The organism is Mesomycoplasma ovipneumoniae (genome assembly GCF_024758565.1).
In the GTDB taxonomy this organism is placed as follows: domain Bacteria; phylum Bacillota_I; class Bacilli_A; order Mycoplasmatales; family Metamycoplasmataceae; genus Mesomycoplasma; species Mesomycoplasma ovipneumoniae_B.
Window position 1 is genome coordinate 583092 of the sequence record NZ_CP079199.1, and the last position, 25004, is coordinate 608095.

Consider the following 25004-nt stretch of genomic DNA (forward strand, 5'->3'; position numbering starts at 1 on the left):
AGTGAATTTTTGCCATCAAACTGCCAAACTCAGGAGTTAAAATTTAAGTTGATCTAACAATTTTTTTTAGATTTTTGCTCTAAAAAATAAAGAAAATTAAAAAATAAACTCGGACAAAAAGCCAACACCTTACTGTTAACTTTTTTTGTCTTGGTTTATTTTGACCTGGTTTTTTTAAAAATTTGCTATAAATTTATACGCTTTTTGTAAAATTTACGATTTCTATAGTCTTTGAATTTACTTTAAGTTTTTATTACGCGTTATAATATAAAGTAATTTTTGAAGAAAGGTTATTTATGAAAAAAATAACTATTTTTGAAGCTTTTGCTGGTCTAGGATCACAATTGCGTGCGCTCAAATTGGTAGCAAAAACTCTAAATTTTGAAGTTGAATCATTAGGAATTATTGAGTGATATATTCACGCTATTATTTCTTATCAAATTATTAATTATGAAGTCTTACCACCAGATACAAAAACGCCAATAGAAGTAATTATTGATCAACTTTCTTCATTAAGCCTTTCAATCGATAGCAAAAATTTAGTGTCTAAAAATTATTTTCAAAAAATGAAGGAAGATAAATTGCGTAAAATTTATCCTTATTTTTTAAAAATGCTCAATAATCCGTCTCTCTCTCTCTCTCTCTCTCTCTCTTCTCTACAAACATTAAAAATAATTATTATCCTTGATATTCAGATATTCATCAAGTTAATCAAATACCTAAAAATATAGATATTTTTACTTATTCTTTCCCTTGCCAAGACTTATCGACACAAGGATTACAAAAAGGTCTTAATCCTTCAACAAGAAGCGGGCTACTTTGGCAAATTAAAAGAATTTTAGAAAATAATTTAGATAATTTACCTAAAGTTTTGTTGATGGAAAATGTAAAAAATTTAGCTAGTCAAAAATTTCGTGGTGAATTTAATAATTGAATTAATTTTTTAAAAACTTTAGGCTACAAAAGTAAATGAAAAATTTTAAACTCTACTGATTTTGGATCATCTCAAAATAGACAAAGAGTTTTCATGGTTTCTTGGTTGACTAATAAAAAATTTGAATGACCAAGCACAATAAAACATAACAATAATTTAAAGAAGATTTTAGATTTTACTTATCTACCAAATGAAGAAAATCTAGCTAGTAAAATTTTTAAATATCAACTAACAAGCCCTAGAATAACAAACTCAAGTATTAAGAAAAGGGAAATTATTAATTTTACTAAATTTAATTCTGAAAACTATATTTATTATCCTGACTTTTTCGGCCCAACACTTACAGCATCAGGGGCTAACTCTAGACTTAAATTTTTGATTCAAGAAAACTACATAAGAGAAATAAATTTTTATGAAGCCTTTAAATATATGGGTTTTACAGCACGTGATGCTCATAAAATTTATAAAACAAATTTAGTTCAACCAAAATCTATAATATTTTTAGCTGGTAATTCAATATCTATCGAAGTTCTAAAAGCACTATTTGAAAAAATTGTTTTGCTTTTAGAAAAGGAGTAATAGATGAGTGCAACTTTGAGATGGAGTAAATTAAAAATTAAAAGCAAATCACAAAACAAAAATAAACCACAATTTAAAGGGGAAATATTTTTTGTTTATGATACTGAAAGTTTAGTAATTCATCATTTTTATATTGAAATTAAGAGTTGTGTCATGTCTAAATTAGTAACTCAAAGTCATAGAAAATACCATGAACAAAACCATATTAATAAAACAAGATGTTGTTATTATAAAAAAAGAGAAGAGTTTTTTAATAGTCTTGAGCAAAAAGTTGTTCAAAAAGACAGAGAATCTAAAATTTATAATCAAGATGATTTACAAATCTTAAATAATGATGAAATTGCACAGTTAAATAAACTATTAAGAACACCAAATTTTTTAACCACAATTAAAAGTTTATCTACATTTATCTATGGTACCAATCCAACTGGAGAATTATTTAAACCTGAAAATGCTCCTATTATTTTAGATGATGAGGGAAAATTTGGAAAAAATACCAGTTATTTTGCACTCTTTTTCACACATTATTCTGATTTTAAAAATAATAATAAAAAAAATAATAAAAATGAATATGATGGTATTTATAAGAATATTTATAAGGATAATGATTTATTAGATGATAAAAATTATTTTGATAGATTTAAAGAAGCTCCTAATAATTCAAAACTTTACAATGTTTATCAATTATTTGTAAAACTCACTAGCAATAAATTAAATATAGAAAGTGGCAAGAAAGTTTTAGCAGATATTAAAAAGCGTTTATCATTACATGAAATTAATTATTTAGTAAAAAAAGAAAGAACAAAAATGAAAAATATTAAGATAGATTCTATTAATATTCTTGATTTGGATAAACAAATTCCTTTAGACAAGGCACATATTTTCCCAGTTGAAAGAATTAAAGATAAAATAGTAAAACTAGTAAATATGGAAAGCCAAGAGCTTGACAGTTGTCAAGTAAAAAACTTTCTTAAAAAAATCACAGAAGCTCATAATTTAATAGCTTTAGATAAAAATTCACATAGTCAGTTTGATAGAAATAAATTTACATGAGATTCCAAAAATGGAAAATTGGTGATTAAATGTTGCAACTCACCACAACCATGCAAGCATATATCTAATCAAATTACCGATCTTCCAAAAGAAAAAATTACTCCTGATATTTTAAATAATCTCGATTTAAGAAATTCTGGGAATATTTAGTTTTTTGGTTCACTAAGTTTCCTTATTCTGATTCATTTTTAGTTATTTCGTAATATCTCTTAGCTATTTCTATTAATTCTTCTATTGTAAATTCGTTTCAATCAGGTTCAATTTGTTTTTTAGGTTTGCGACTACCCGGCTTTCTCTTCGGACCCTTTTTATTTAATAATTGATCTTGCATACCATTATTATAGCATCGAATATTTTTTTTGATCCTTAGATCTAGATGTTTTCCGGTTATAAAATTTGTATCTGGCGAAATATCATTTATATAATTTATTGTTTGTTTTGATCCAAATTCATTGTAAATTTTATAAATCATATCAAACTCATATTTTATAAAGTGTCTTGACATTAGTATTCTCCTTTTTGTTGCATTTGAAAATTTAAAAAAGCTAACACCCAAAGTGTCAGCTTTTTTAAATTTTAATCGCTAACAATAACTGTTGCATATTTGCGCTTTCTAGTTTTATGGAATTTTACAATTCCATCAGCAAGTGCAAATAAAGTATCATCGCCACCAATTCCAACATTTAATCCAGGGTAAATTTTAGTTCCCCTTTGACGGTAAATTATTGAACCAGTTAGCGCAAATTGTCCATCAGCGATTTTTTGGCCGAGTCTACGACCTATCGAATCACGGCCATTCTTGGTAGAACCACCAGCTTTGGTCTTTGCCATTTCTAAATTATCCCTTCAATTCTGTTATTTTTACGCGAGTAAAGGGTTGTCTGTGCCCTAATTTACGTTTGTGAGTTGATTTTGGATTGTGACGGTAAACGACAATTTTTTTACCACGGCCTTGTTTTTCGACAATGCCAACAACAGTTGCATTTTCAACAAAAGGAGTCCCAATTTTTCCATTAATAAAAAGAACATCTGTGAAAATTACACTTTCACCTTCATTTTTATCAATTTTTTCAATAAAAATTGTTTGATCCTTTTCAACTAAAAGCTGTTTACCACCGGTTTTAATAATTGCAAACATAAGATGCTCCTATGAATAATCATCCTAAAGGCACTAAATACTGAAATTATTTAGATTTTAACCTTTTTGGTATGGGATGGTTTAACAAAATAAACAAAAAAATTATACCACTTTTATTAAAAAATCAAAAAAATTATTTTTTTAGTTTGCTATAATTTGACCTATGAAATCTAACCTAACTTTTGCCACCTTTTTAGAACAAGAAACAAAAAAAACTTATTTCCAACAGCTTGAAAAAACACTAGAAGTTGAATACAAAAATTACCAAATATACCCGCAAAAACAAGATTTATTTCGCGCCATCGAGCTAACAAGTCTTGAAAATTTAAAAATAGTTATTGTCGGCCAAGACCCTTATCATCAAAAAGGACAAGCAGATGGACTTGCTTTTTCCAGTCGGGCGAAAATTTTACCACCATCGCTTAAAAATCTTTTTTCTGAAATAAAAAAATCATATCCAAACTTTTCAAAAACAGATGGAAATCTCCAAAATTGAGCAAAACAAGGCGTTCTTTTGCTAAATATAGTTCTTTCTGTTAGAGAATCAAGTCCTAATTCACATGCAAAAATAGGATGAGAAACTTTTAGTCTTAATTTAATAAATTTTATAGTGGCCAACAAAAAAGACGTTGTCTTTTTAATTTTAGGCCAAAAAGCTAAAACTTGCCTTAAAAATGTTGACTTTTCTGCTCAAAAAGTGTTTTTTTATTCACATCCTTCGCCCTTAGGTTTTTGAAGATCACTTGAGAATTCAAGAGTTTTTGGGAAAATGAATGATTTTTTAAAACTAAAAAATAAAGAGCAAATTAATTGGAATTTATAGAAAAAAGTGTATAATTTCATATCAAAAACGTTTAAAGGAATTTGTTATGCAGATATTAGAAAAATTAAAAAAATATTGCGATATTGATGGGATGTCCCGTTATGAGGACGAAATTGTTGCTGAATTAAAAAGATCAACTGCTAATCTTGATTTAAGTTATTCTCGTGACGGTTTTGGGTCATTGATTATGCAACAAAAAAAGCAAAATTCTGGACCTAAAATAGTTGTTGCAGCACATATGGATGAGGTTGGTTTCATTGTTTTAGATATTACCGAAAAAGGTTATATAAAAGTAAAATCTGTTGGTGGTATTTGAGGAAACGCTGTAATTGGTGCTAAATTTAAGTTAATAAATTCTTTAGGACAAGAATTTTACGGTGTTGCTGGTCATACTTCAATTCACATTATGGAACGTCAGAAAATTGAAAAAGCTTTGATGGTAAAAGATCTTTACTTTGATTTTGGATTTAGATCAAAAAAAGAAGCCCAAGATCTTTCAGTTGAAATAGGAAACAGAATTTACTTTAGCAATCCTAGTTTTTTGATGCATAATCAAGATTATTTTGCATCAAAAGCGATAGATAACCGTGCTGGTGTTGTTGTAATTGACGAACTTGCTCACCGTTTGCATAATAAAAATTTAAAATCTAATCCAATTTTAGTAGGAACTGTCCAAGAAGAAGTCGGGTCACGTGGTGCAAAAATGGTTGCAAAAATGATTAATGCTGATGTTGCTTTTGCAATTGACACAGGTGCTGCGCACGATACCGAGGATGCAATCCCTGGCGTGCAAAAATTAGGAGCCGGTGTTGCTATTGACATTGCAGATGGTGGTGCATTGATGGATCCAAGACTTGTAGACATTATTTTTCGAATTGCCAAAGAAAGAAACATACCGATTTACCGATATGTTTCTCAAGGTGGTGGGACTGATGCAGAAGAGCTTCAATATTCTGGATACGGAACTCCTACAGTTAGCATCTCAATTCCGCAGCGCTATTTACATTCAACATATGGCCTAATTAGTATTTCTGACATTAAAGCTGCAACTGATTTAATTGAGGCTTTTATTTTAGAATTTGGCCAAGAAGAAAATGAACAATTAATTTATAAATAATAGTTTAAAATTCTTTTTGTTATATTTGAAATTTAATAGTAATTAAGCTAATAAATAAAATAAATTGGTTGTTTTAGTGCTTTTTCTGCTTCTGCTTTAGCAAGTTTTGAATCATCTCATTTTACAGTATGACCGTCACTTTTAATTTCACCGGATCCTGTTGTAAAAGTTCGATAAACAGCCGCAGCGCCCAATAAAGCAGGTGCTATTTTTCCGACTGCAGTTGCTATGTTTGAAATAACAGCAAAAGCACCAGCTCCGCCAGTTTCATATTTATCTTTTTCGCTTAATTTAACGAAATTTTGGTTTGGTTGTTTTTTCATTATTTGTATCTCCTTTCACCCAAAGTTAGTCAAACGCCCAAAAAACATCTAAAAAAGGAAAAATTTAGGTAAAAAGTGCAAGTTTTCATATTATCCCGCGATGAAGCATTAAAAATAATTAAAAATCCAAAATTTTTGCAAGGAAAAATTTTGGATTTATCATCCTTTAATTTTCAAGAAATTGATGATTTTGCTTTTTCAGGAATGAATTTAGAAATAAAAAAACTAATTTTGCCAAATTCACTTTTAAAAATTGGCGAGTCTGCTTTCATGTTAAATAAAATTGAGGAAGTAGTTTTTGGCCCAAATGTTGAAATTATTTTAGACTCAGCTTTTGAATCTAATATAATAAGGAATATTAAAATTCCTGAAAAAGTAACTATATTAAATAGCTCAGTTTTTGCAGGTAATCAAATTGAAAACCTCGTAATTCCTGAATGAGTTAGCCAAATTAAATCTGATTCATTTGCTGACAATAGTATCCAAACCATTAAATTTAATTCGAACAAAATTAATGTTGATATTTACTCTTTTGTTGGAAACTCACCAAAAAAAATCGATATTTTTGGTGAGTTTTCTTTTAAAAATGAAAGTAAGTTGTTGAATTTCTATAAAGTTAAACTGGATTTTTTCAAAAATTTTGACAAATTTGAAAATAACTTCAAAATTATTGTTGACAATTTTGAAGTTAGCCAAATTTTCTTATCATTTAATTGAGAGAATTTAGAGACTGTAAACTTAATTTCCCCTCATTTTCAAACTGAAAAAGAACTTGAAATTTTTATTAACAAGTCAAAAATAGATAAAAATCTTCATTTTGAAGGTTCAGGGTCTGATTTTTTGAAAAAAATATTAAAAATTTGCTAATATTTTTTAGTTTGATATTATAATTATAAATAATTTTTTATATATTTTCAACAATTTGAAAACTAAAAACAAGGACACAAACAAAAATCATGAATGCAATGAAAAATTATATTTCAAAAAGAACGAAAATAATTGCAACAATCGGCCCATCGACCCAAGACTATGAGGTTTTAAAAAAATTAGTTTTGGCTGGAGTTAGTGTAATTCGGGCTAATTTTTCTCACGGAACATATGAAGAGCAGCGTCAAAAATTCGAAAATGCTCGTAAAGCTTCTGAAGAACTTCAAATTCCGATTTCAATTATGCTTGACACAAAAGGGCCTGAAATCCGTGTAGGTAAAATTCTTAATGGTTCGCAAAAAATTCTTGCAAATCAACACTTAACTGTCCTAACTGATAAAGATTCTTATGAAAATTTTGAAGGAACTGACCAAATAATAACTGTTTCACACGAAATTGATAAAGACTTAAAAGTTGGCGACAGAGTTCTTTTTGATGATGGCAAATTACAATCAGAAGTTGTTGAAATTGAAGATGGAAAAGTTGTAGTAAAGACAAAAAATTCTCACATTTTAAAACCAAATAAGCGCCTAAATATGCCTGGTGTTCCTTTTTCATTACCTTTTTTATCGCAAAAAGATATTAACGACGTGCTTTTTGGCATTTCAGAAAATATTAATTATGTTGCTGCATCCTTTGTAAATTCAGCAGAAAATGTCAAAGAATTACGTAAACTTTTAGATGAAAACGGTGGTTCTCACATTCAAATAATTTCAAAAATCGAATCTACTTTAGGTCTTGAAAATATCGATGAAATTATCGAGTTATCCGATGGAATTATGGTAGCCCGTGGTGATTTAGGATTGGAAGTTCCTTATGAAGAAGTTCCATATCAACAAAAAAGAATAATTAGAAAATGTCGTTTTGCTGGCAAAACTGTTGTTGTTGCGACACAAATGCTTGATTCAATGGAAAAATCTTCTCAACCAACCCGTGCTGAGGTTTCTGATGTTTATTGAGCAACTGAATTAGGTGCTGATGCAACAATGTTGTCTGGTGAATCAGCTCAAGGACAATTTCCAATTGAGTCCGTTCAGGTTATGTCCGTAATTAATAAAAGAGCAGAAAAAGAGTTCTATAATAAGCTTTTTTATACAAAACAGTTGGCAGTAATTACCAAAAATTCAAAAGGTCCTCGAGCAAAAATTGCTCACAAATTAGCTCACCTTGCTTACGAAAATGAAATAAAATATACTGTTGTTCTATCAAGAACCGGTGAACTTTTAAAAGCAATAGCTAAGTTTCGTCCAAATACCGCCGTTATTGGTGTTGTAAATAATGAAAAATTAATTTCAGGATTTGGAATAACATCTTCAGTTTTTGTTTCAATTAATTCTATTTCCGAATTTAACGCGATAAAAGGTGACTTTAATTTAGCACGCAATGTTTTAAAACCGTTTGGAGCTGAAAAGGGAGACACCTTTTTAGTTGTAGAAAACGAAAAAATGGTGCAATTTGTTTATTAATTTTTAAATTTTTAAAAATTTGCTTTTGAAAATTTAAAAATTAAGTATAATTATAATGCAAATTTTTATTTGCAGAAAGTAGATTTGCTCTCACCTGAAGATCGCAAGATCTTGGGTTTACCTAGCAAACAAAGATTATTATTTTTTTGTTTAAATTATAATTTAATACTTTTTAAGATTTTTGTATAAACACAGTAAAAACCATTGAAAATGGAGATAAATTTAAATTTTGAATCCTAAAAATCTTTTTCAAAGAAAACCACAACAAGATCACCAAATTAACGAAAATATTATGTTTCCTAACGTTTTTTTAGTAGGATCTGACAACGAAAAAATTGGAAAAACTCCGACTAAAGAAGCGCTTGAACTTGCAAAATCCAAAGGACTTGACTTAGTTTTAATTTCAATTAAAGAAGTAAAAACTAAAGATGAAAAAGTTCAAAAAGTTCCAATAGCGAAAATTCTTGATTATGGTAAGTTTCGTTACGACATAAAAAAGAAAAAAAAGGAAGAAAAGGAAAAGCAATCCTTTACTAATAACCGCGAAATACGGGTTAGTTTTAATATTAACAAGCAAGATATTCTTGTAAAATCAAAAAAAGCTAGAGAGTTTATTCTTGATGGCGACCGTGTGAAAATTGCTCTTCGTTTTCGTGGTCGTGAAATTACCCGAATTGATCAAGGTAAAATAACACTTGAGATATTTTTTGACCAATTGAAATACATTGCAAAAAAAAGCAAGGAAATTTCGCAAAACGGTAATTTTTTAGTTATGCATCTTGAACGTGATCGCAAAAAACTACCTAAATTCACTTCTTCAAAACAGCTAAAAGAACTATTAGAATACGAAGAAATTCAAAATAAGGAAAAAAATGCCTAAAATCAAACTAAAAACAAAGTCAGCATTGAAAAAAAGAATTAAGGTTACTGCAACCGGAAAAATTAAACACGGACATGCATATCGCTCACATTTAGCGCAAAATAAAACTACAAAACAAAAGCGCCAATCAAGAAAAGCTACTTTAATCGATCCTTCAGATTATAAAAGAATAAAAAAACTAATTTAATTAATTCAAAGAATTCGCTAAATTTTTTGAAACTACATTATATAAAAGGAGAAATTTTATTATGAGAGTCAAAGGTGGAAGTGTAACGCGCCAGCGTCGCCGTCGTTGATTAAAATTAGCAAAAGGTTATTGAGGACATAAATCAATCGGATTTAAAGTTGCAAAACAGGCAGTAATTAAATCTTGAACCTATGCTTTTCGTGATCGAAAACAGCGTAAACGTGAATTTCGAAAATTATGAATTAGTAGAATAAATGCTGCAGCTCGTGACCAAGGAATTTCATATTCGCAATTAATGCATAAAATCAAACTTGCAAACATTGAAATTAATCGTAAAATGCTTGCTGAAATGGCAATTAGTCGCAAAACTGAATTTGATAATATCATTAAAATTGCTTTAGAAAAAGGTCAAAAATAGTCCCTTTGTTATCACAGGAGGAAAAAAATGGCAAGAAAAGACCCAATTTCACAACGTGGACCAATGAGCGGAAATAACCGTTCTCATGCCCTAAATGCAACAAAACGTAAATTTAATTTAAATTTACAACAAATAGTACTAAAAACTGCCTCAGGGCAAAAAGTTCGTATTAAAGTTTCAGCTAAAACCAAAAAAACCTTACAAAAATGAGGTAAAATTTAAAATTTGAAATTTTAATAGATTAAAAAATCATTTTAAAAACAAAGAAAAATACATTAATTTAGACGCATCAAAAAGGTGTGTCTATTTTTTTATTAATTTATTTTAAATTGAAATTTATTCTTTTTAAAATTAGTAAATTATGTTAAAATTAATTTAATAATTTTATATAGTTCAAACAAATTTAAAGAACAGTTAGTATAATTGATATAATTCAAATTGCAACTTGAAATTTGTATAAAAAATAGAGGCTAACCGATTTAATTAGATAATGTTTAAGAAAGAAAGTTTAGAAAAATTTTTTAATTTAAAATTCAGCAATTGAATTTTGTTTATCCCATTTTTTGGCACTAACAGCTATTATAAATTGTTCGATTTACTTGTAGAATACAACAGTTTGGATGGGATTTTATACTTTAAAACCAGAATAATTTCGCGACTTTTCTATTTAATTCTTCATTTATTTTCAATCATTTTGACCATTTCATTATTTTTGTTAATTTTTGTTTACAGAGTTCATTTTTTTACTTTTGGTGAAAATTTTATTTTTAACCTTGAAAATAAAAATAATTATTTTTATGACTATAATATTTGATTTCCGAATATTATGAACGTGGTGATATACTCTTTCATTGCATTTTTTGGATTTTTTCTAAATGCTTTTTGAGCAAAATTTGTTATTTACTTTTTTAAGAAATTTTTATACTGAAAATACGATCTGAAAAATAAAACCACAACCTTTGAATTTTTACAAAATTTTAATTTAGAGCCCTTTGTAAATTCGGTTCTTGTTGACACTGAAAATTGTAAAAAAAAGAGGAATAAATCAAGAAAAATTTGTTGAAAATATCAACATAACTACCCAATAATTAGCCTTTTCACAGAAGTAATTAACTCCCCTAAGCGTACTAGACGTTCTTTTAAATATCATTATATTAAGTTAAGGAACCGCAAGGAAATTAGTGAATTTAACTGGGTTGTAGCTGAGATGCAGAACTATTATTGATTTTATACATTTATTTTTGCTTCAATTTTTAATAAAAATGAAAAAAATTTTAACAGAAAAAAGTTTTTCTACTATTTATTTAAAATTTTATTTTTTTATATTTTATCAATTTGAATTCTTCTTTTTTCAACAATTTTTGTATTCTTTAATCATTTTCTTCTTGATGAACAAACATTTTGGTTAAAAATTTCAGCATTAGGATCTGTTATTATTGTCATTTTTATATCTGTTGTTATGCTAGAATCTATATTTATTGAGTGAACATATCGCCGCATCAAAAAGCGATTTTTTGATGCTAATCTAATTAAGTCTAAAAAACAAGATTCAATATAACTGTTTTTTTAAGGACATTATCTAAATGCCCTAAATTAGATTTCTATTTGAAAAATACATAATAAATCTAAAACAAAAAATTATGAACACTCCCAATTTAATAATTTTATATATTTCAAATAAATTTAAAGGACACTTAGTATAATTGATATAATTCAAATTGTAACTTGAAATTTGTATAAAAATAGAGGCTAACCCATTTAATTGAGAATGTATAATAAAGAAAGTTTAGAAAAATTTTTTAATTTAAAATTCAATAATTGGATTTTTTTTATCCCATTTTTTGGAACTAACAGCTATTATAAATTATTCGATTTACTTGTAGAATACAACAGTTTTGAGCCGATTTTTTACTATAAAACCAAACTAATTTCCTGGCTTTTCTATTTAATTCTTAATTTATTTTCAATTATTTTAACCATTTTATTATTTGTGTTAATTTTTGTTTATAGAGTTCATTTTTTTTCTTTAGGCAAAAATTTTGTTTTTAGCCTTGAAAATAAAGATAATTTTTTTTATGACTATGATATTTGATTTCCGAATATTATGAATGTGGTGATATATTCTTTCATTGCGTTTTTTGGGTTTTTTTTAAATACTTTTTGAGCAAAATTTGTTATTTACTTTTTTAAGAAATTTTTATACCGAAAATATGATTTGAAAAATAAAACCACAACCTTTGAATTTTTACAAAATTTTAATTTAGAATCTTTTGTAAATTCCGTTCTTGTTGACACTGAAAATTGTAAAAAAAAGAGGAAGAAATCAAGAAAAATTTGTTGAAAATATCAACCTTGGGAAACAAGAATTAGCAATTTAAGAGAAAAAATTCCGTCCCATAAGTATGTTTGATTTACTAGACGTTTTGTTAAATATTATTATATTAAGTTAAGGAACCGCAAGGAAATTAGTGAATTTGACTGGGTTGTAACTGAGGTACAAAACTATTATTGATTCTATACGTTTGTTTTTGCTTCAATTTTTAATAAAAACGAAAAAAATTTTAATAGAAAAAAGTTTTACTACTACTTATTTAAAATTTTATTTTTTTATATTTTAACAATTTGAATTTTTCTTTTGTCAACAATTTTTGCATTACTTAATCATTTTCTTCTTGATAACCCGACATTTTTCTGAAAAATTTCATCAATGGCAGTTGTTATTTTTGTCATTTTTGAATTTGTTGATATCCTAAAACGTATATTTATTGAGTGAACATATCGACGCATCAAAAAGCGATTTTTTGATGCTAATCTAATTAAGTCTGAAAAACAAGATTTAATATAACTGTTTTTTAAGGACATTATCTAAATGTTCTAAATTAGTTCAAAAAATTCAGATTATTGCTTTTTATTCATGATTTTGATTGTATTGTTTTAGTTAATTTTTCAACATTTTATTCCTGAGTTTGACAGTTTGATGTAAAAATTCACTTTTAGTGAATCTAAATATGAAAAAATACCCGGATTTACGGGTATTTTTTAGGTTAAAATCTTAATTTTTATAATTTTAAAATTACTGTTTTGCAAAAAAAAAAAAAAAATGCTTGGTCTAAAATAAAATTGTGTTATAATAAACCTCACTAAGAATGAATTAATAAATTTTGATATTGAATTAAGGGAGAATTAATTATGTTTTTGCTGTAAAAAATCAGAAAATGCGAATTATCCATTATATTTTTAAATATGATGGAATGCCTTAAATTTAACCGTTTAGAAATCTATAAATTTAGGGCTTTTGGTTATTGTTCTTTCAAAACTTCATATGTTTTTTTAGGCTCGCTGCAAATAAAAACGAGTTTTCTATTTGCATTGAGTTTAAATAGTAGTTGTATTTTTTCTTTTATTATGGTTAGATTTAAAATTCAGTGTTTTTCTTTAATAGTTATTTTTCCTGGGTTTGCCAGTTTGATGTCAGAAATTAAGAAAAGCGATGAATTTAAGACTTTAAATCAGCGTCTAAATTACACTGTAAAATGCAAAATTAGGATTTTAAAGTCTTTAGATTCTGTAATTTTAATGAACTTAAATTTCTCTTTAACTGTGAATTTGTTAGTGATTTGTCTAAAATTGATAGATTAATTTGTCTCTTTTTTAATTAAAGTAACAAAACTTATTTCGTCTTCACCTTTGAGTTTAATTAATTTTACCCCCTTTGTCCTACGACTAATTATTGGAACGCTATCAAGATCAATTCTAATTGCAAAACCTCTTTTAGTGATAATTATTGCTTCCTGATCTTGCCCAATTGTGCCGACAAAAATAAGATCGCCAGCCTTTTCGTCGTTTAGACCTTTTAATCCTTTAGTTGCTCTTCCGGTTAGTCGATATTCTTCAACAGGAGTTTTTTTCCCATAACCATGTTTGCTTAAATTAAAGACAAAATCATTGCCAAAAGTGTAACAAGCACCAACTATTTTGTGTCCTTCTTCAAGAGCGATTCCTTTAACACCGATTGAAGCCCGACCCGTATTTCGTAATAATTTAATTGGTCAACGATTTACAAGTCCTTGGGATGAGGCTAAAATAATATTGATTTCAGAACTTGCTGGCACAATAAAGGCTGATTTTAAATAATCTCCCTCAACAAGTTTTAAAGCGATTTTTCCATTTTTTGGAATATAACTAAACTCTGAAAGCTCCGTTTTTTTAATATAACCAAAAGCAGAAACAGTGATAAGTCAATGATCTTTGTATTGTTGGTTTCAAGGAATTAAAGCGCTAATATTTTCATCTTTTTGTACTTGTACAAGATTTAAAAAAGGGAGACCTTTTCCTTGTTTTGAACTATCAGGAATTTGGTGAGCCCGAAGTTTGAAAATTTTAGCCCGTGAAGAAATAATTAAAAGATCGCTGTGGGTGTTTGTGATGCAAACAGATTTTAGCTCGTCATCTTTGTATAAATTTGAAACTGAAGCGCCAAAACCACCACGATTTTGTAGGCGATATTCTTCTAAATTTAACCTTTTTACATAGTTATTTTGTGTCAGAGAAATAATTACTTTTTCATTAGGGATAAAATCTTCTTCATTAAGTCGTATAATTTCGGCAATAATTTCAGATCTTCGCGGATCACTGAACTGTTCAGCCGTTGCTTTGTGTTGTGTAATAATCAATTCAATTAGTTTTTCAGGTGATTCAATTATTGACTTAATTTCATCAATTTCGATTTTTAGACTTTCAATGTCACTAATTAATTTTTCAATCGCCAAACTAGTTAGCCGACCAAGACGCATGTCAATTATTGCTTTTGTTTGGACAGGATTTAAATTATATGTTTGGGCTAATCTTTCTTGAGCAATTTGGTCTGAACTTGAAGATTTTATTATAGTAATTACATTGTCAATATTTTCAATAGCAATTTTTAAACCGCTTAAAATATTAAGTCTTTCACTAGCTTTTTCCAAATCAAAGTTCAGTGCACGAAGATTAATTTCTTTTTGGTGTTCAAGATAATGAGTTAAAATTTCCTTTAAATTCATTAATTTTGGCACACCTTTTACAAGCGCAAGCATATTTATTGAATAACTAATTTGTAAATCGGTGCTGTGATAAAGTTTATTTAAAATAACTTCAGGATTAAATCCTTTTTTAATATCAAAAACAACACGAATTCCGTGACGAGTACTTTCATCGCGAATATCTTTAATTCCAAGAATTTTTTTATTTTTTACTAAAAAAGCAACCTTTTCGATAATAGAAGGTTTTTTAACTTCATAAGGAATTTCGTAAAAAATAATTCGTGATCTACCTGAATTTAAATGTTCAATTTTTGCTTTTGATCTAATTCAAAAAGTACCTTTTCCGGTTAAATATGCTTGATTTATCCCTTTTTTTCCCGAAATTATTGCACCTGTTGGAAAATCTGGACCAGGAAGGGTCTCAATTAATTCATTAATGTCAATATTTGGATTTCTTGCAAAAGTAATAAAAGTTTCAATAATTTCACCTAAGTTGTGGGGAGGAATTTTGGTGGTCATCCCAACAGCAATTCCAGAAACCCCTGAAACTAATAAATTTGGAAATCGTGCTGGTAAAATTTCGGGTTCCATTTCACTTGCATCATAATTAGGCCTAAAATTTACAGTATTTTTTTTAATACCTTCAATCATTTTATTAGAAATTTTTGACAGTCGCGCCTCAGTGTAACGCATTGCCGCAGCTTCATCGCCATCAATTGAACCAAAATTACCGTGTCCATCAATAAGTGGGTAGCGTAGTGAAAAAGATTGAGCCATTCGAACCATTGAATCATAAACAGAAGCATCACCATGTGGGTGATATTTTCCAAGAACATCACCGACAATTCTAGCTGATTTTTTATAACTAGTTCCTGAAGTTATTCCAAGTTCGCTCATTGTGTATAAAATTCGTCTATGAACAGGCTTTAGTCCATCGCGAACATCTGGTAGAGCTCTTGAGACAATAACTGACATTGAATAATCAAGAAATGAAACTTTCATCTCATCTTCGATTTTAATTGGAACAATATTGTCAGTTACTGTTTCTAAAATTGTTGGTTTAACTTCATAAATTTTGTCTGAGTCATCCGATTTGTCATCTTCACTATTTAAGCTAGAATCAATTTCTTTGATTTCTTCGTTATCTTTATGGTTTTTATTGTCCTCAATCATATATTTCCTTTTAAAAGCAATACTAATTTTAAAATTATACCATAATTTCCTGCTTTTTTTGCATTTTTGGTTGAAAAACTTTGAAAATTTTTTAATTATGGATGCCAACATAATTAAAAAAATATTTTAATTTTGATAATAATAAATTTAGTTTTGGTCTCAAAAATAATCTGTGCCAAAAAGTTGAGATTTAAACCTTAAATAAAAAACAGGCTCAACTAAAAAAGTGTTGTAAAATACAGCATTTTATAAAAAAACTAATCCTTTAATAGTTAAAATTTTGGTCCTAATAATTCATGAAAATTCCTTAAAAAATAAAAAAACGAGCTTTGTAAGGCTCGAAATTTTCTAAAAATTTGCAAAAAACTTGCTAAATTAAGTTATGCTTTTTACAAACTAGTGTTGGTGAAGAGTTAAAAGAATTAAAGCAAAAACAATTCCGGCTGCAAAAAGAATAAGTGAAATATGCCATTGTTTTGAGGAATTATTTCTGAGGTGAATAAATTCGGGAACTAATTCGATTATTACCACAAAACTCAAAATTGCTCCACCAGAAACATTGAAAAATGGAATTAGTCAACCAGTTTGAATAAAAAATTTATTCAAAAAAGCACCTATTATAATAATTGGAATTAAAATTAGCGTTGTAATTAAGTTGTAAATTACGGACTTTTTAATACTTTGACCATATTGAACTTGCCGATAGTGAATAATCAAAATTTCAATTAACATGTGAGCGACAAAAGTTCCAATTAAATATCAATTAACTTCATCTCCTGCAGTGACCCTGGCAATGACAGATCCTAGTATAAATCCATCAATTGTTCGGTGTGAAAGTAGAAGTAAAATTGCAAGTCAAGCAGATTTTGGGCTGTCAATGTCAGAAAAATTTACAATATGATCGTTATGATCGTGCTGTTTGTGATCCAAGTGCAAATCTTTTTTGAAAATGCGAATAAAAAATCAACGGGCAATAAAAACGCTTGTTAGACCTAAAATTGAACCACCGCCAATTATTAGAATTTTAAATAAATTTTCTAGATCACCATAGCTATGAGCGAAATTTTCAGCACCATTAAACCCTTCTTGCATAAGTCCAACTGTTGCAACCATTAACAAGAGACCGGTGCTAAGTGAATAGAGATAAATATTTGACGTTCGTTTAATTCGCGGTTTAACAATTGCAATTAAAAATACTATTAAAACCGGAACTGCTAGAATAATTAAAAGAAAAATTAGTAAATTTACGGTAAGGGAAAGATAAAAATCCGGATGTTGGTAAAAAATTGTTAATACCTTCTCTCTACATAAAAATAAATACTAAATTTTACAAGATAAATATTTTTTTTAATTAAAAAAAATTAAAAATATAAAAAAAGCCGTAGATTACGGCATTTTTATACAAAATATTTATATTTTATTGGAGGTTGCAATTAGGTATGGTGGCTCCGACAGGAATCGAACCAGTGACACACGGTGCTTCAAACCGTTGCTCTACCAACTGAGCTACGGAGCCATGGCGGTCTAGACGGGGATCGAACCCGCGATCTCCTCCGTGACAGAGAGGCGTATTAACCACTTTACTACTAGACCTTGGTTGCGGAGGTAGGAATCGAACCTACGGCCTTTGGGTTATGAGCCCAACGAGCTACCTCTGCTCTACTCCGCTGTGTTAAGAAATTTTTAAAATAAATGGCGGGCAATGAGGGATTCGAACCCCCGCGGGCTTTCACACCCCTGCCAGTTTTCAAGACTAGTCCCTTCAGCCACTTGGGTAATTGCCCATTTTGGTGGATCTAACTGGATTCGAACCAATGACCAACCGGTTATGAGCCGGATGCTCTAACCGCTGAGCTATAGATCCAGGCGATTTTGTTATATATTATATGAAAATGGTGGCTCCAAGGAGATTCGAACTCATGACCTTCCGGGTATGAACCGGACGCTCTAACCAACTGAGCTATAGAGCCAATGGTGGAGAGGAAGGGAGTCGAACCCTCTACCTCCTGCGTGCAAAACAGGCGCTCTAGCCAGATGAGCTACCCCCCCAAATGGTGAAGAAGACAGGATTTGAACCTGCGACCACTACGTCCCAAACGTAGCGCTCTGCCAAGCTGAGCTACTTCTCCAATTAATAATTATACACTATTTTTTGAAAAAGCAAAATTTTTTTATTTATTTTTTTTATTTTTAAGAATAAAAAAATGGCGATCACGAGAGGATTCGAACCTCTGACCACAAGCTTAGAAGGCTCGTGCTCTATCCTACTGAGCTACGTGACCACAATTTACAATTATACCACTTTTTTAATAAAAAGATTTATAATTTATTGCATGAAAATAAATTGATTTCCAGGTCATATGGCAAAAAGCATAAATGACATAGAAAATAAAGCACAAATAGCAGATCTTTTTATTTTAGTTGTGGATGGAAGATGCCCTATTTCTAGTCTAAATGAGAATTTTTTGCAAATTGCAAAGCGAAAAATGACACTAGTAATAGTAACAAAAATTGATTTAGCTGATAAGAATAAATTCACTAAAATAAAAAAATTTTTTACAGATAAAAAATTTTTTGTTCTCTTTGTAAATTTACGAGATTATTCAGCTAGATTAGAAATTATATCACATTTAAATAAAATATTTAAAATAAAACAAGAAAAAAATTCAACTAAATTTTTTTCGCCAAGTCTAAAATGTTTTGTTGTCGGAGTACCTAACACTGGAAAATCAACGCTAATAAATTTAATCACAAAATCACAGCTAAAGGTAGGAAACCAACCGGGAATAACGAGAAATAATCAATGAATTAGCTATGATAAATTTCTTTTTCTTGACACCCCAGGTATCTTATTGCCAAAAATGGACGATCAAATTTTAGCTGTAAAATTAGCTATTATTGGTTTGATAAGGTGAGAAATTCTAAATATTAGTGATCTTTTTATTGAAGCATATAAAATAATTTCTGAACAATACCCAAATTTCATTACAGATTTAGAACTAAAACCCTCACTAATTGATTCAGAAATTGAAGAGAACTTGTTGATTTTGTGCAAAAATAAAAAATTTATAAATAAAAGCGGTCTAGATTTACCTCGTTGTCGAAAGTGATTTTTAATGCATATTGGCAAACAAAAAATTACACTAGACTAATTTTTTAAGATAATTAAATTTCACTAAAAAAATTTTTTTAGAATAATCAATTTTTAAAAAGATCTAAATTATTGTGTTAATTTAGGCGCAAAAACGGGACGTTTTTCTCGCTTTTTTACCCTGCAAAAGCAATTTTGTTATTTTAGATTTTAACTCTATGTTTTTTTAGTTTTTCGCTTTCAAAACTAAAAAAGTCTATAAAATGGTCGCTTAAAATGCAAAATAGTTTTTACACAAACTACAAATAAAAAACTAATTGTCTGATTTTTTCTACTAATTTAAACTTATACGTGGTTTTTGTCTGGTCATTTTTTCTTTTTTTCTTCTTCATATTTATCTAAATAATTGTTTTTTAAATCCTCAATTAGTTCAAGACGGCTAATGTTTTTATCAAAAACGATATTTTTATTTTTAGGAAAAGCCAGGATTTGGAAAGCCACTTTTTCAAAACTAGAATCAGGACTTATAGTAAAATTTAGTGTTAAATCTGTTTCAAAAATTGTTGTCAAAAAAATATTATTATTTTCTGTTTTTCTAAGAACCAATTTTTCTCATTCCACGTTTGTTGGAAAATTATTAGGAACCGATATAGGGTGAGCGGGTTCTTTTAAAGATGGCCAATAACCAATTCGCTCCCAAGTTTCGTAAATAAATATATTGTTATTTTTTAGAAATTCATCAAGTTTTTCTCTGTTTAGAAATTTTTGCTCAAAATCAGAAATTAAATCATTTTGGTCAAGTTTTAATTTAGGATTTAATTTTAAAATTCGATCAATAATTGTTGTCTTAAATTCGTCAATATTTTTAATAATTGCATGTTTTTTTGGTAAAAAACTGTTAGATCAAGGATTAATTTTATTTGTAATTAAATCAAGAATTTTTGGCTTTAAAGTTTTAATATTATTAATTCTTTGGCTAAAATGGATAATATCAAACATAAAAGAGGGGTAAGAACCGCTAATCTCGTTTTTTGACAAATTGTACTTTTTTGCGAGTTTATTATAAATTTTTCTAGCTTCTGTTTCAATTAATATTTTCTTCTTTTCATAATCTATAATTTTATCATTATCACCAGCATAAATTTTTTCATCAATATCCCTAAAGGTGATTGTTTTATTTTTAGGGTAGACTATAACATTAAAAAAAGGCGAATCATCAAAAACTACAGTGCGTTGAACTAACTCTCCTTCTTTAACAAAATCTGGTACAAATCTTGTTGCTATAATGTTTGAAGAACCATTTTCTTCAAAATAATAGTAGGTAACACGAGTTGGACTTGAATATCTGATACGTTCGCGTATTATAATATTATTTTTTTCTAAGACTTTTTCAAGAAGTTCTCCTTTTAGAAATTTGTCTTCAAATTCTGACTTGAGTTCAGAAGTATTTATTTTGGCAAAATTAGGATTATTTTTTATAATTTCTTCAGTTCTATCAACAATATTTTTTTGAAATTGTTCGAGGTTTTCAATTGTTATTCTACTTTGTTCGCCAAGGAATAAAAATTTGTCCCTCTGCTTTTCGGGTTGATTATAAAACAGATTTAAGGCTGAAAAAGTTCCGTTTTTTGCATTAAATTCTTCATAATGCTTTGCTAGTAAATTTAAAAAATAGTGAGAATTGTAATTTTGGGGATTGTTAATTCCGTCATCTTTGTTAAAAATTTGTTTATTAATAAAAGTAATTAAATTTCCGCAGGAAGTTAAAAAAAACGCCGGAATTAAAAGGGTTGTTCCCAAAAATTTAGTTAGAATTAGTTTATTTTTCATTATTAACCAAATAAGAAAGTGCTAATTTATCTTCAACAGAATTATCAAAAGTTACAGATTTAAATTTTTTGACATAAAGCCGGTAGTAGCCTGATTTTTCTGCTTTAAAATTGATTAATTCATCATTGCTTTTAGAACTTGTTGACCAAGAAACATCAACTCAATTATTATTTGAATCAAGTTTTTGCAAATATAAATCATAATCTGAAACAAAATTGCCATTTTGATTTTCTTTAGTAGCTTCTAGCTTTAAACGTTCAGAATTAATATGTGTTTCAGATCATTTGTCAAAGTCATTTTTATGTTGGTTCATCTTAGATTTTGCATCTAAAATAGCAGCGGCGCCTGCAACTGGTAAACCAATCGGAGTAAAAGGTGTTAAAAATCATCATCAACTTACGTAGTTGCTCTTGTCAGGAGCAGCTACTTTATTTTTTAAAAGACCAGCATTAAACATTCAAGACAAAGAAGCCTTAATTTTGTTGTTTGAATTTACTCAGAATGGTTTACTAGTAAAAATTATTTCATGGTCTGATTTTTTTTGGTCACTAATAAAGTAGGTATTTTCACTAGCTTTTAACATATTTTTAAAATCGGGAGTGCCTGAGCCATATTTTTCAAAATAACCACTTCGCTTTATAATTAAATCGCTATAATTTGGGGAAATTGCCGAAGCAGATAAAATCGCTTTTAATGCTATTAGTCTATTATCATCATTATCTAAATTTGGTTTTTCTCTTAGGAATGTTGATATTAAACCAGTGACAATAGGGGCAGCAAAACTAGTTCCTCTAACAAAACGATCCTTAAAATTAGTAACAGGATTATAAATCCGTCCGGGAGCGACGACTAAAGGTTTAGCCAATTCATAATATTCTTGCCCAGTTTTATAATTTGAATAGTCAGCAATTTTGTTTTTCGCAATTTTTCAAGGCTCAGAATTATCATCGAGTGCGCCAACAACTATAGAATTTAAAGATAAACTTTTCTTATCTATTCAAGGGTGATCCACAATTTTCCCATCGTTTCTTTCCCTTGCACCGTTACCAGCTGCAAAAACGTTAATAACACCATATTTTCTTGCTAAAAAATCAAGAAAAAAGGCGTCTTCTTTATAATCGTAAAAGTCTTTTCCTACCCCACCATAACTGTGATTTATTACCCTAACATTATTGGTTTCAACCATTCATTCAATTGCTTTTTGTCATTGGCTGTGAGTAGTATATATAGACAAATAGGAAGTTGACTTGGTATCAATGCCTAGTTTACTACCTAATATTAATGATACTAAAGTTGAATGATATGGTTCGTTTTCATCATACTTCGTTGTAATTGGTTTAATTCACTTATTAGTAGATCCCAAGTCGTTAATATGAATGTTATTATCATTAAAATAACTCTTAAAATCATAGTTAAATTCATCCTCAACTTCAATTGCACCAACTTTTGTTTGTGGTGTTTTATAAGTTGATTTATCCTTTTTAGCCTGTTCTTCAAAATTAACAATCTTAATATTTTTTGACATTGATTCTTTAAACTTGTCAATTCGACTTTTAGGTAAATATTTAGTTAAATAAAAGTTGTAACCATTTAGAAATTGATCATTATAATGAAACCAACTTAAAGGCTTTGTTTTTTTATTTCCTTCATTTTTATATACGATGTAACGACTAATGAACGAGTTTTCTATTGAATTTTTTACAAAAAACTCTCTATCATTCTCGGTATCAAAATAAAACCATACAATTGGTAATATTTCACTGCTCTTAGCTTCTTTGAATTTTAATCTTGATTTTTCTATTTTTTTAATAAATTCAAGATTAAAATTACTGATTTCTTTAGAATCAGTACTCAAGAAATCAGGGTTTAACAATAGTTTTAATTCGAATTGATTATCAAAATCATCAATTTTTGACGAGCTACTTAACTGTTTGGCAAAAGGCTCTCTTATATCAATTTTATTACTAAAATTTGAAGAATATCAATATTTTTTAGTATCAAAATTTATAAGAAAAGAGTGATATATTAAAAAAATTGATGGTCAAAACAGCAATAATAAAATTATTTTTTTAAATTTCGCTAATTTCATTTTTCGCACCTAATTAAAATTATTTATAAAAATTATAACATGTTTTGGCTTTTTAATTTAATTATATTCGTTTTGATATCACTTTAATTTTTTTATTGAAAACCCGACTTCTACTTTTAAATAAATATTTTATCATTATACTTTTATTAACAAATTATTACTAATAATCATGACCTTTATTTATTAATAATTTTCAATATTCTAAAAAATTTTAAAATTCTCACAATAAATTATTGACCTTTTGCCATAAAAAAGAAAATAAAATTGACCCTAACCCTTAAAAGTTACTTATCATATAAAAACCCAAGTTTTATATTAGGGAAATTATTTGTGGAAACTTTTTAAAACAACATGCTAGAGAAAAATAACAAAAGGGGTACAATTAGAATTATAGATAAAAAACTAATTGCCTGATTTTTTCTACTAATTTAAACTTATACATAGTTTTTTACTTTTTGTTTGTCTTTTTCTTCATACTTATCTAAATAATTGTTTTTTAAGTCCTCAATTAGTTCAAGTCGACTAACGTTTTTATCAAAAACAATATTTTTATCCTTAGGAAAAGCCAAGATTTGGAAAGCAACTTTATCAAAACTAGATGCAGGACTTCTAACAAAATTTAGTGTTAAATCCGTTTTAAAAATTGTTGTCAAAAAAATATTATTACCTTCTGTTTTTCTAAGAAGTATTTTTTCTCATTCAACTCTTTTTGGATAATTATTAGGATCCGGTATACTATGGGGAACCCATCTTCAAAATGATTCATAACCCATTCGTTCCCAAGTTTCGTAAATAAAAATATTATTATTTTTTAGAAATTCATCAAGTTTTTCGCCGTTTAGAAATTTTTGTTCAAAATCAGAAATTAAATCATTTTGGTCAATTTTTAATTTAGGATCTAATTTTAAAATTCGGTCAATAATTGTTTTCTTAAATTCGTCAATATTTTTAATAATTGCGTGTTTTTTGGGTAAAAAACTGTTAGATCAAGGGTTAATTTTATCTGTAATTAAATCAAGAATTTTTGGCTTTAAAGTTTTAATATTATTAATTTCTTGGCTAAAATCGATAATAATAGACATAAAAGAGGGGGAAGAAGAGCTAATCTTGTTTTTTGGCAAATTGTACTTTTTTGCTAGTTTATTATAAATTTTTCTAACTTCTCTTTCAATTAATATTTTCAATTCTTTCTGTTCTTCATAATCTATAATGTTATCGCCGGTGTAAATTCCTCCGTCAATATCCCTAAAGGTGATTGTTTTATTTTTAGGGTAGACTATAACATTAAAAAAAGGCGAATCATCAAAAACCACAGTGGGTTGTTTTAATTCTCCTTCTATAACATAATCTGGTGTAATTCTTGTGGCTGTAATGTTTGAAAAACCATTTTCTTCAAAATAATAGTAGGTAACACGAGTTGACATTCAATATCCGCCAGCTTCTCCTATTATAATATTATTTTTTTCTAATACTTTTTCAAGAGGCTCTCCCTTTAGAAATTTGTCTTCAAATTCTGACTTGAGTTCAGAAGTATTAACATTAGCGAAATTGGGATTATTTTTTATAATTTCATCAACTCTATCAATAATATTTTTTTGAAATTGTTCTAAGTTTTCAATTGTAGTTTCACCTTGTTTACCAAGGAATAAATATCTGCCCCGTTGTTTTTCGGGTTGATTATAAAACAGATGTAAGGCTGAAAAAGTACCGTTTTTTACATTAAATTCTTCATAATGTTTCGCTAGCAAATTTAAAAAATAGTAAGAATCGTAATTTTTTGGATTGTTAATTCCGTCATCTTTGTTAAAAATTTGTTTAGTAAGAAAAGTAATTAAATTTCCGCAGGAAGTTAAAAAAAATGCTGGAATTAAAAGGGTTGTTCCCAAAAATTTAGTAAGAATTAGTTTATTTTTCATCATTAACCAAATAAGAAAGTGCTAATTTATCATCAACAGAAT

23 protein-coding genes and 9 tRNA genes are annotated in these 25004 nt (G+C 28.2%); 14 read left to right on the plus strand and 18 right to left on the minus strand.

All coding sequences use genetic code 4. The annotated features are described in order from the left end of the window. The first annotated feature begins 296 nt into the window (after positions 1-296). Genes dcm_N through KW512_RS02160 form a run of 3 tightly spaced genes read left to right on the plus strand, consistent with a single transcriptional unit; the run spans position 297 to position 2716 of the window. Positions 297-731, plus strand: coding sequence for a DNA (cytosine-5-)-methyltransferase N-terminal subunit (gene dcm_N, locus KW512_RS02150; RefSeq protein WP_258841203.1), 435 nt, complete (start codon positions 297-299; stop codon positions 729-731). A 2-nt stretch (positions 732-733) separates the two neighbouring features. After that, complete coding sequence (locus KW512_RS02155; protein WP_258841823.1) at positions 734-1513, plus strand: DNA cytosine methyltransferase; 780 nt, start codon at positions 734-736, stop codon at positions 1511-1513. A gap of 3 nt (positions 1514-1516) precedes the next feature. Continuing rightward, positions 1517-2716, plus strand: a complete 1200-nt coding sequence (locus KW512_RS02160; RefSeq protein WP_258841204.1) for an MAG4270 family putative restriction endonuclease — start codon at positions 1517-1519, stop codon at positions 2714-2716. Positions 2717-2738: 22 nt separating this feature from the next. On the opposite strand, the gene KW512_RS02165 is transcribed toward KW512_RS02160, so the two are convergent. The 3 genes from KW512_RS02165 to rplU form a co-directional block, all read right to left on the minus strand. Continuing rightward, positions 2739-3071, minus strand: a complete 333-nt coding sequence (locus KW512_RS02165; RefSeq protein WP_258841205.1) for a transposase — start codon at positions 3069-3071, stop codon at positions 2739-2741. Between the two features lie 71 nt (positions 3072-3142). Beyond that, complete coding sequence (rpmA, locus tag KW512_RS02170; protein ID WP_010321253.1) at positions 3143-3397, minus strand: 50S ribosomal protein L27; 255 nt, start codon at positions 3395-3397, stop codon at positions 3143-3145. Positions 3398-3404: 7 nt separating this feature from the next. Further along, complete coding sequence (gene rplU, locus KW512_RS02175; RefSeq protein WP_258841206.1) at positions 3405-3704, minus strand: 50S ribosomal protein L21; 300 nt, start codon at positions 3702-3704, stop codon at positions 3405-3407. A gap of 163 nt (positions 3705-3867) precedes the next feature. On the opposite strand from rplU, the gene KW512_RS02180 reads away from it, so the two are divergent. Together KW512_RS02180 and KW512_RS02185 are read left to right on the plus strand one after the other, a co-directional pair. Then, a complete protein-coding gene (locus tag KW512_RS02180) occupies positions 3868-4527 on the plus strand; it encodes a uracil-DNA glycosylase (protein ID WP_258841207.1) in 660 nt (219 codons plus the stop codon). Between the two features lie 46 nt (positions 4528-4573). Further along, positions 4574-5644, plus strand: a complete 1071-nt coding sequence (locus tag KW512_RS02185; RefSeq protein WP_258841208.1) for a M42 family metallopeptidase — start codon at positions 4574-4576, stop codon at positions 5642-5644. A 47-nt stretch (positions 5645-5691) separates the two neighbouring features. On the opposite strand, the gene KW512_RS02190 is transcribed toward KW512_RS02185, so the two are convergent. After that, on the minus strand, positions 5692-5967 hold the full coding sequence (locus KW512_RS02190) for a hypothetical protein (RefSeq protein ID WP_258841209.1): 276 nt from the start codon (positions 5965-5967) through the stop codon (positions 5692-5694). Positions 5968-6042: 75 nt separating this feature from the next. On the opposite strand from KW512_RS02190, the gene KW512_RS02195 reads away from it, so the two are divergent. The 8 genes from KW512_RS02195 (at position 6043) to KW512_RS02230 (ending at position 12690) form a co-directional block, all read left to right on the plus strand. Next, positions 6043-6834, plus strand: a complete 792-nt coding sequence (locus KW512_RS02195) for a leucine-rich repeat domain-containing protein (RefSeq protein ID WP_258841210.1) — start codon at positions 6043-6045, stop codon at positions 6832-6834. 89 nt (positions 6835-6923) lie between these two features. Further along, positions 6924-8360, plus strand: a complete 1437-nt coding sequence (pyk, locus tag KW512_RS02200; protein WP_258841211.1) for a pyruvate kinase — start codon at positions 6924-6926, stop codon at positions 8358-8360. Positions 8361-8589: 229 nt separating this feature from the next. After that, entirely contained in the window at positions 8590-9240 is a 651-nt protein-coding gene (gene infC / locus KW512_RS02205; RefSeq protein WP_010321260.1) for a translation initiation factor IF-3, read from the plus strand. After that, a complete protein-coding gene (gene rpmI / locus KW512_RS02210) occupies positions 9233-9427 on the plus strand; it encodes a 50S ribosomal protein L35 (RefSeq protein WP_010321261.1) in 195 nt (64 codons plus the stop codon). Before infC ends, rpmI begins: the two co-directional genes overlap by 8 nt. Positions 9428-9488: 61 nt before the next feature. Continuing rightward, on the plus strand, positions 9489-9845 hold the full coding sequence (gene rplT / locus KW512_RS02215; RefSeq protein WP_044284349.1) for a 50S ribosomal protein L20: 357 nt from the start codon (positions 9489-9491) through the stop codon (positions 9843-9845). A 27-nt stretch (positions 9846-9872) separates the two neighbouring features. Continuing rightward, positions 9873-10067, plus strand: coding sequence for a 50S ribosomal protein L28 (gene rpmB / locus KW512_RS02220; protein ID WP_010321263.1), 195 nt, complete (start codon positions 9873-9875; stop codon positions 10065-10067). Between the two features lie 268 nt (positions 10068-10335). Beyond that, positions 10336-11403, plus strand: coding sequence for a hypothetical protein (locus KW512_RS02225; RefSeq protein ID WP_258841212.1), 1068 nt, complete (start codon positions 10336-10338; stop codon positions 11401-11403). 210 nt (positions 11404-11613) lie between these two features. Then, complete coding sequence (locus KW512_RS02230; protein ID WP_258841213.1) at positions 11614-12690, plus strand: hypothetical protein; 1077 nt, start codon at positions 11614-11616, stop codon at positions 12688-12690. A 790-nt stretch (positions 12691-13480) separates the two neighbouring features. Here KW512_RS02230 and gyrA read toward each other — a convergent pair. The 11 genes from gyrA to KW512_RS02285 all read right to left on the minus strand — a co-directional run bounded on the left by gyrA (position 13481) and on the right by KW512_RS02285 (position 18318). After that, positions 13481-16036 (minus strand): DNA gyrase subunit A, encoded by a 2556-nt coding sequence (gyrA, locus tag KW512_RS02235; protein ID WP_258841214.1) that lies wholly within the window; start codon positions 16034-16036, stop codon positions 13481-13483. A gap of 396 nt (positions 16037-16432) precedes the next feature. After that, positions 16433-17149, minus strand: a complete 717-nt coding sequence (locus tag KW512_RS02240; RefSeq protein WP_258841215.1) for a hypothetical protein — start codon at positions 17147-17149, stop codon at positions 16433-16435. A 327-nt stretch (positions 17150-17476) separates the two neighbouring features. Beyond that, positions 17477-17552: transfer RNA gene (locus tag KW512_RS02245), tRNA-Phe, on the minus strand. Between the two features lies 1 nt (position 17553). Further along, positions 17554-17629, minus strand: a tRNA-Asp gene (locus KW512_RS02250). Position 17630: 1 nt separating this feature from the next. After that, a tRNA-Met gene (locus KW512_RS02255) sits at positions 17631-17705 on the minus strand. 24 nt (positions 17706-17729) lie between these two features. Beyond that, positions 17730-17820: transfer RNA gene (locus tag KW512_RS02260), tRNA-Ser, on the minus strand. Between the two features lie 4 nt (positions 17821-17824). Next, positions 17825-17900, minus strand: a tRNA-Ile gene (locus KW512_RS02265). Between the two features lie 29 nt (positions 17901-17929). Beyond that, a tRNA-Met gene (locus tag KW512_RS02270) sits at positions 17930-18006 on the minus strand. Positions 18007-18008: 2 nt separating this feature from the next. After that, positions 18009-18085 (minus strand) — tRNA-Ala (locus KW512_RS02275). Between the two features lie 3 nt (positions 18086-18088). After that, positions 18089-18165 (minus strand) — tRNA-Pro (locus KW512_RS02280). A gap of 76 nt (positions 18166-18241) precedes the next feature. Next, positions 18242-18318: transfer RNA gene (locus KW512_RS02285), tRNA-Arg, on the minus strand. A 78-nt stretch (positions 18319-18396) separates the two neighbouring features. Between KW512_RS02285 and ylqF the strand changes: the two genes are divergently transcribed. Beyond that, the gene (gene ylqF / locus KW512_RS02290; protein ID WP_258841216.1) at positions 18397-19188 is read left to right on the plus strand and encodes a ribosome biogenesis GTPase YlqF; all 792 of its coding nucleotides are present in this window, start codon (positions 18397-18399) and stop codon (positions 19186-19188) included. Positions 19189-19472: 284 nt separating this feature from the next. On the opposite strand, the gene KW512_RS02295 is transcribed toward ylqF, so the two are convergent. From KW512_RS02295 to KW512_RS02305, 3 genes are all read right to left on the minus strand, one after another. Then, on the minus strand, positions 19473-20957 hold the full coding sequence (locus KW512_RS02295; protein WP_258841217.1) for a hypothetical protein: 1485 nt from the start codon (positions 20955-20957) through the stop codon (positions 19473-19475). Then, a complete protein-coding gene (locus KW512_RS02300) occupies positions 20947-23046 on the minus strand; it encodes a S8 family serine peptidase (RefSeq protein WP_258841218.1) in 2100 nt (699 codons plus the stop codon). The genes KW512_RS02295 and KW512_RS02300 overlap by 11 nt, the downstream gene beginning before the upstream one ends. Before the next feature lie 434 nt (positions 23047-23480). Beyond that, positions 23481-24962: a hypothetical protein gene (locus KW512_RS02305; protein WP_258841219.1), complete on the minus strand. Its 1482-nt coding sequence runs from the start codon at positions 24960-24962 to the stop codon at positions 23481-23483. Between the last annotated feature and the right edge of the window lie 42 nt (positions 24963-25004).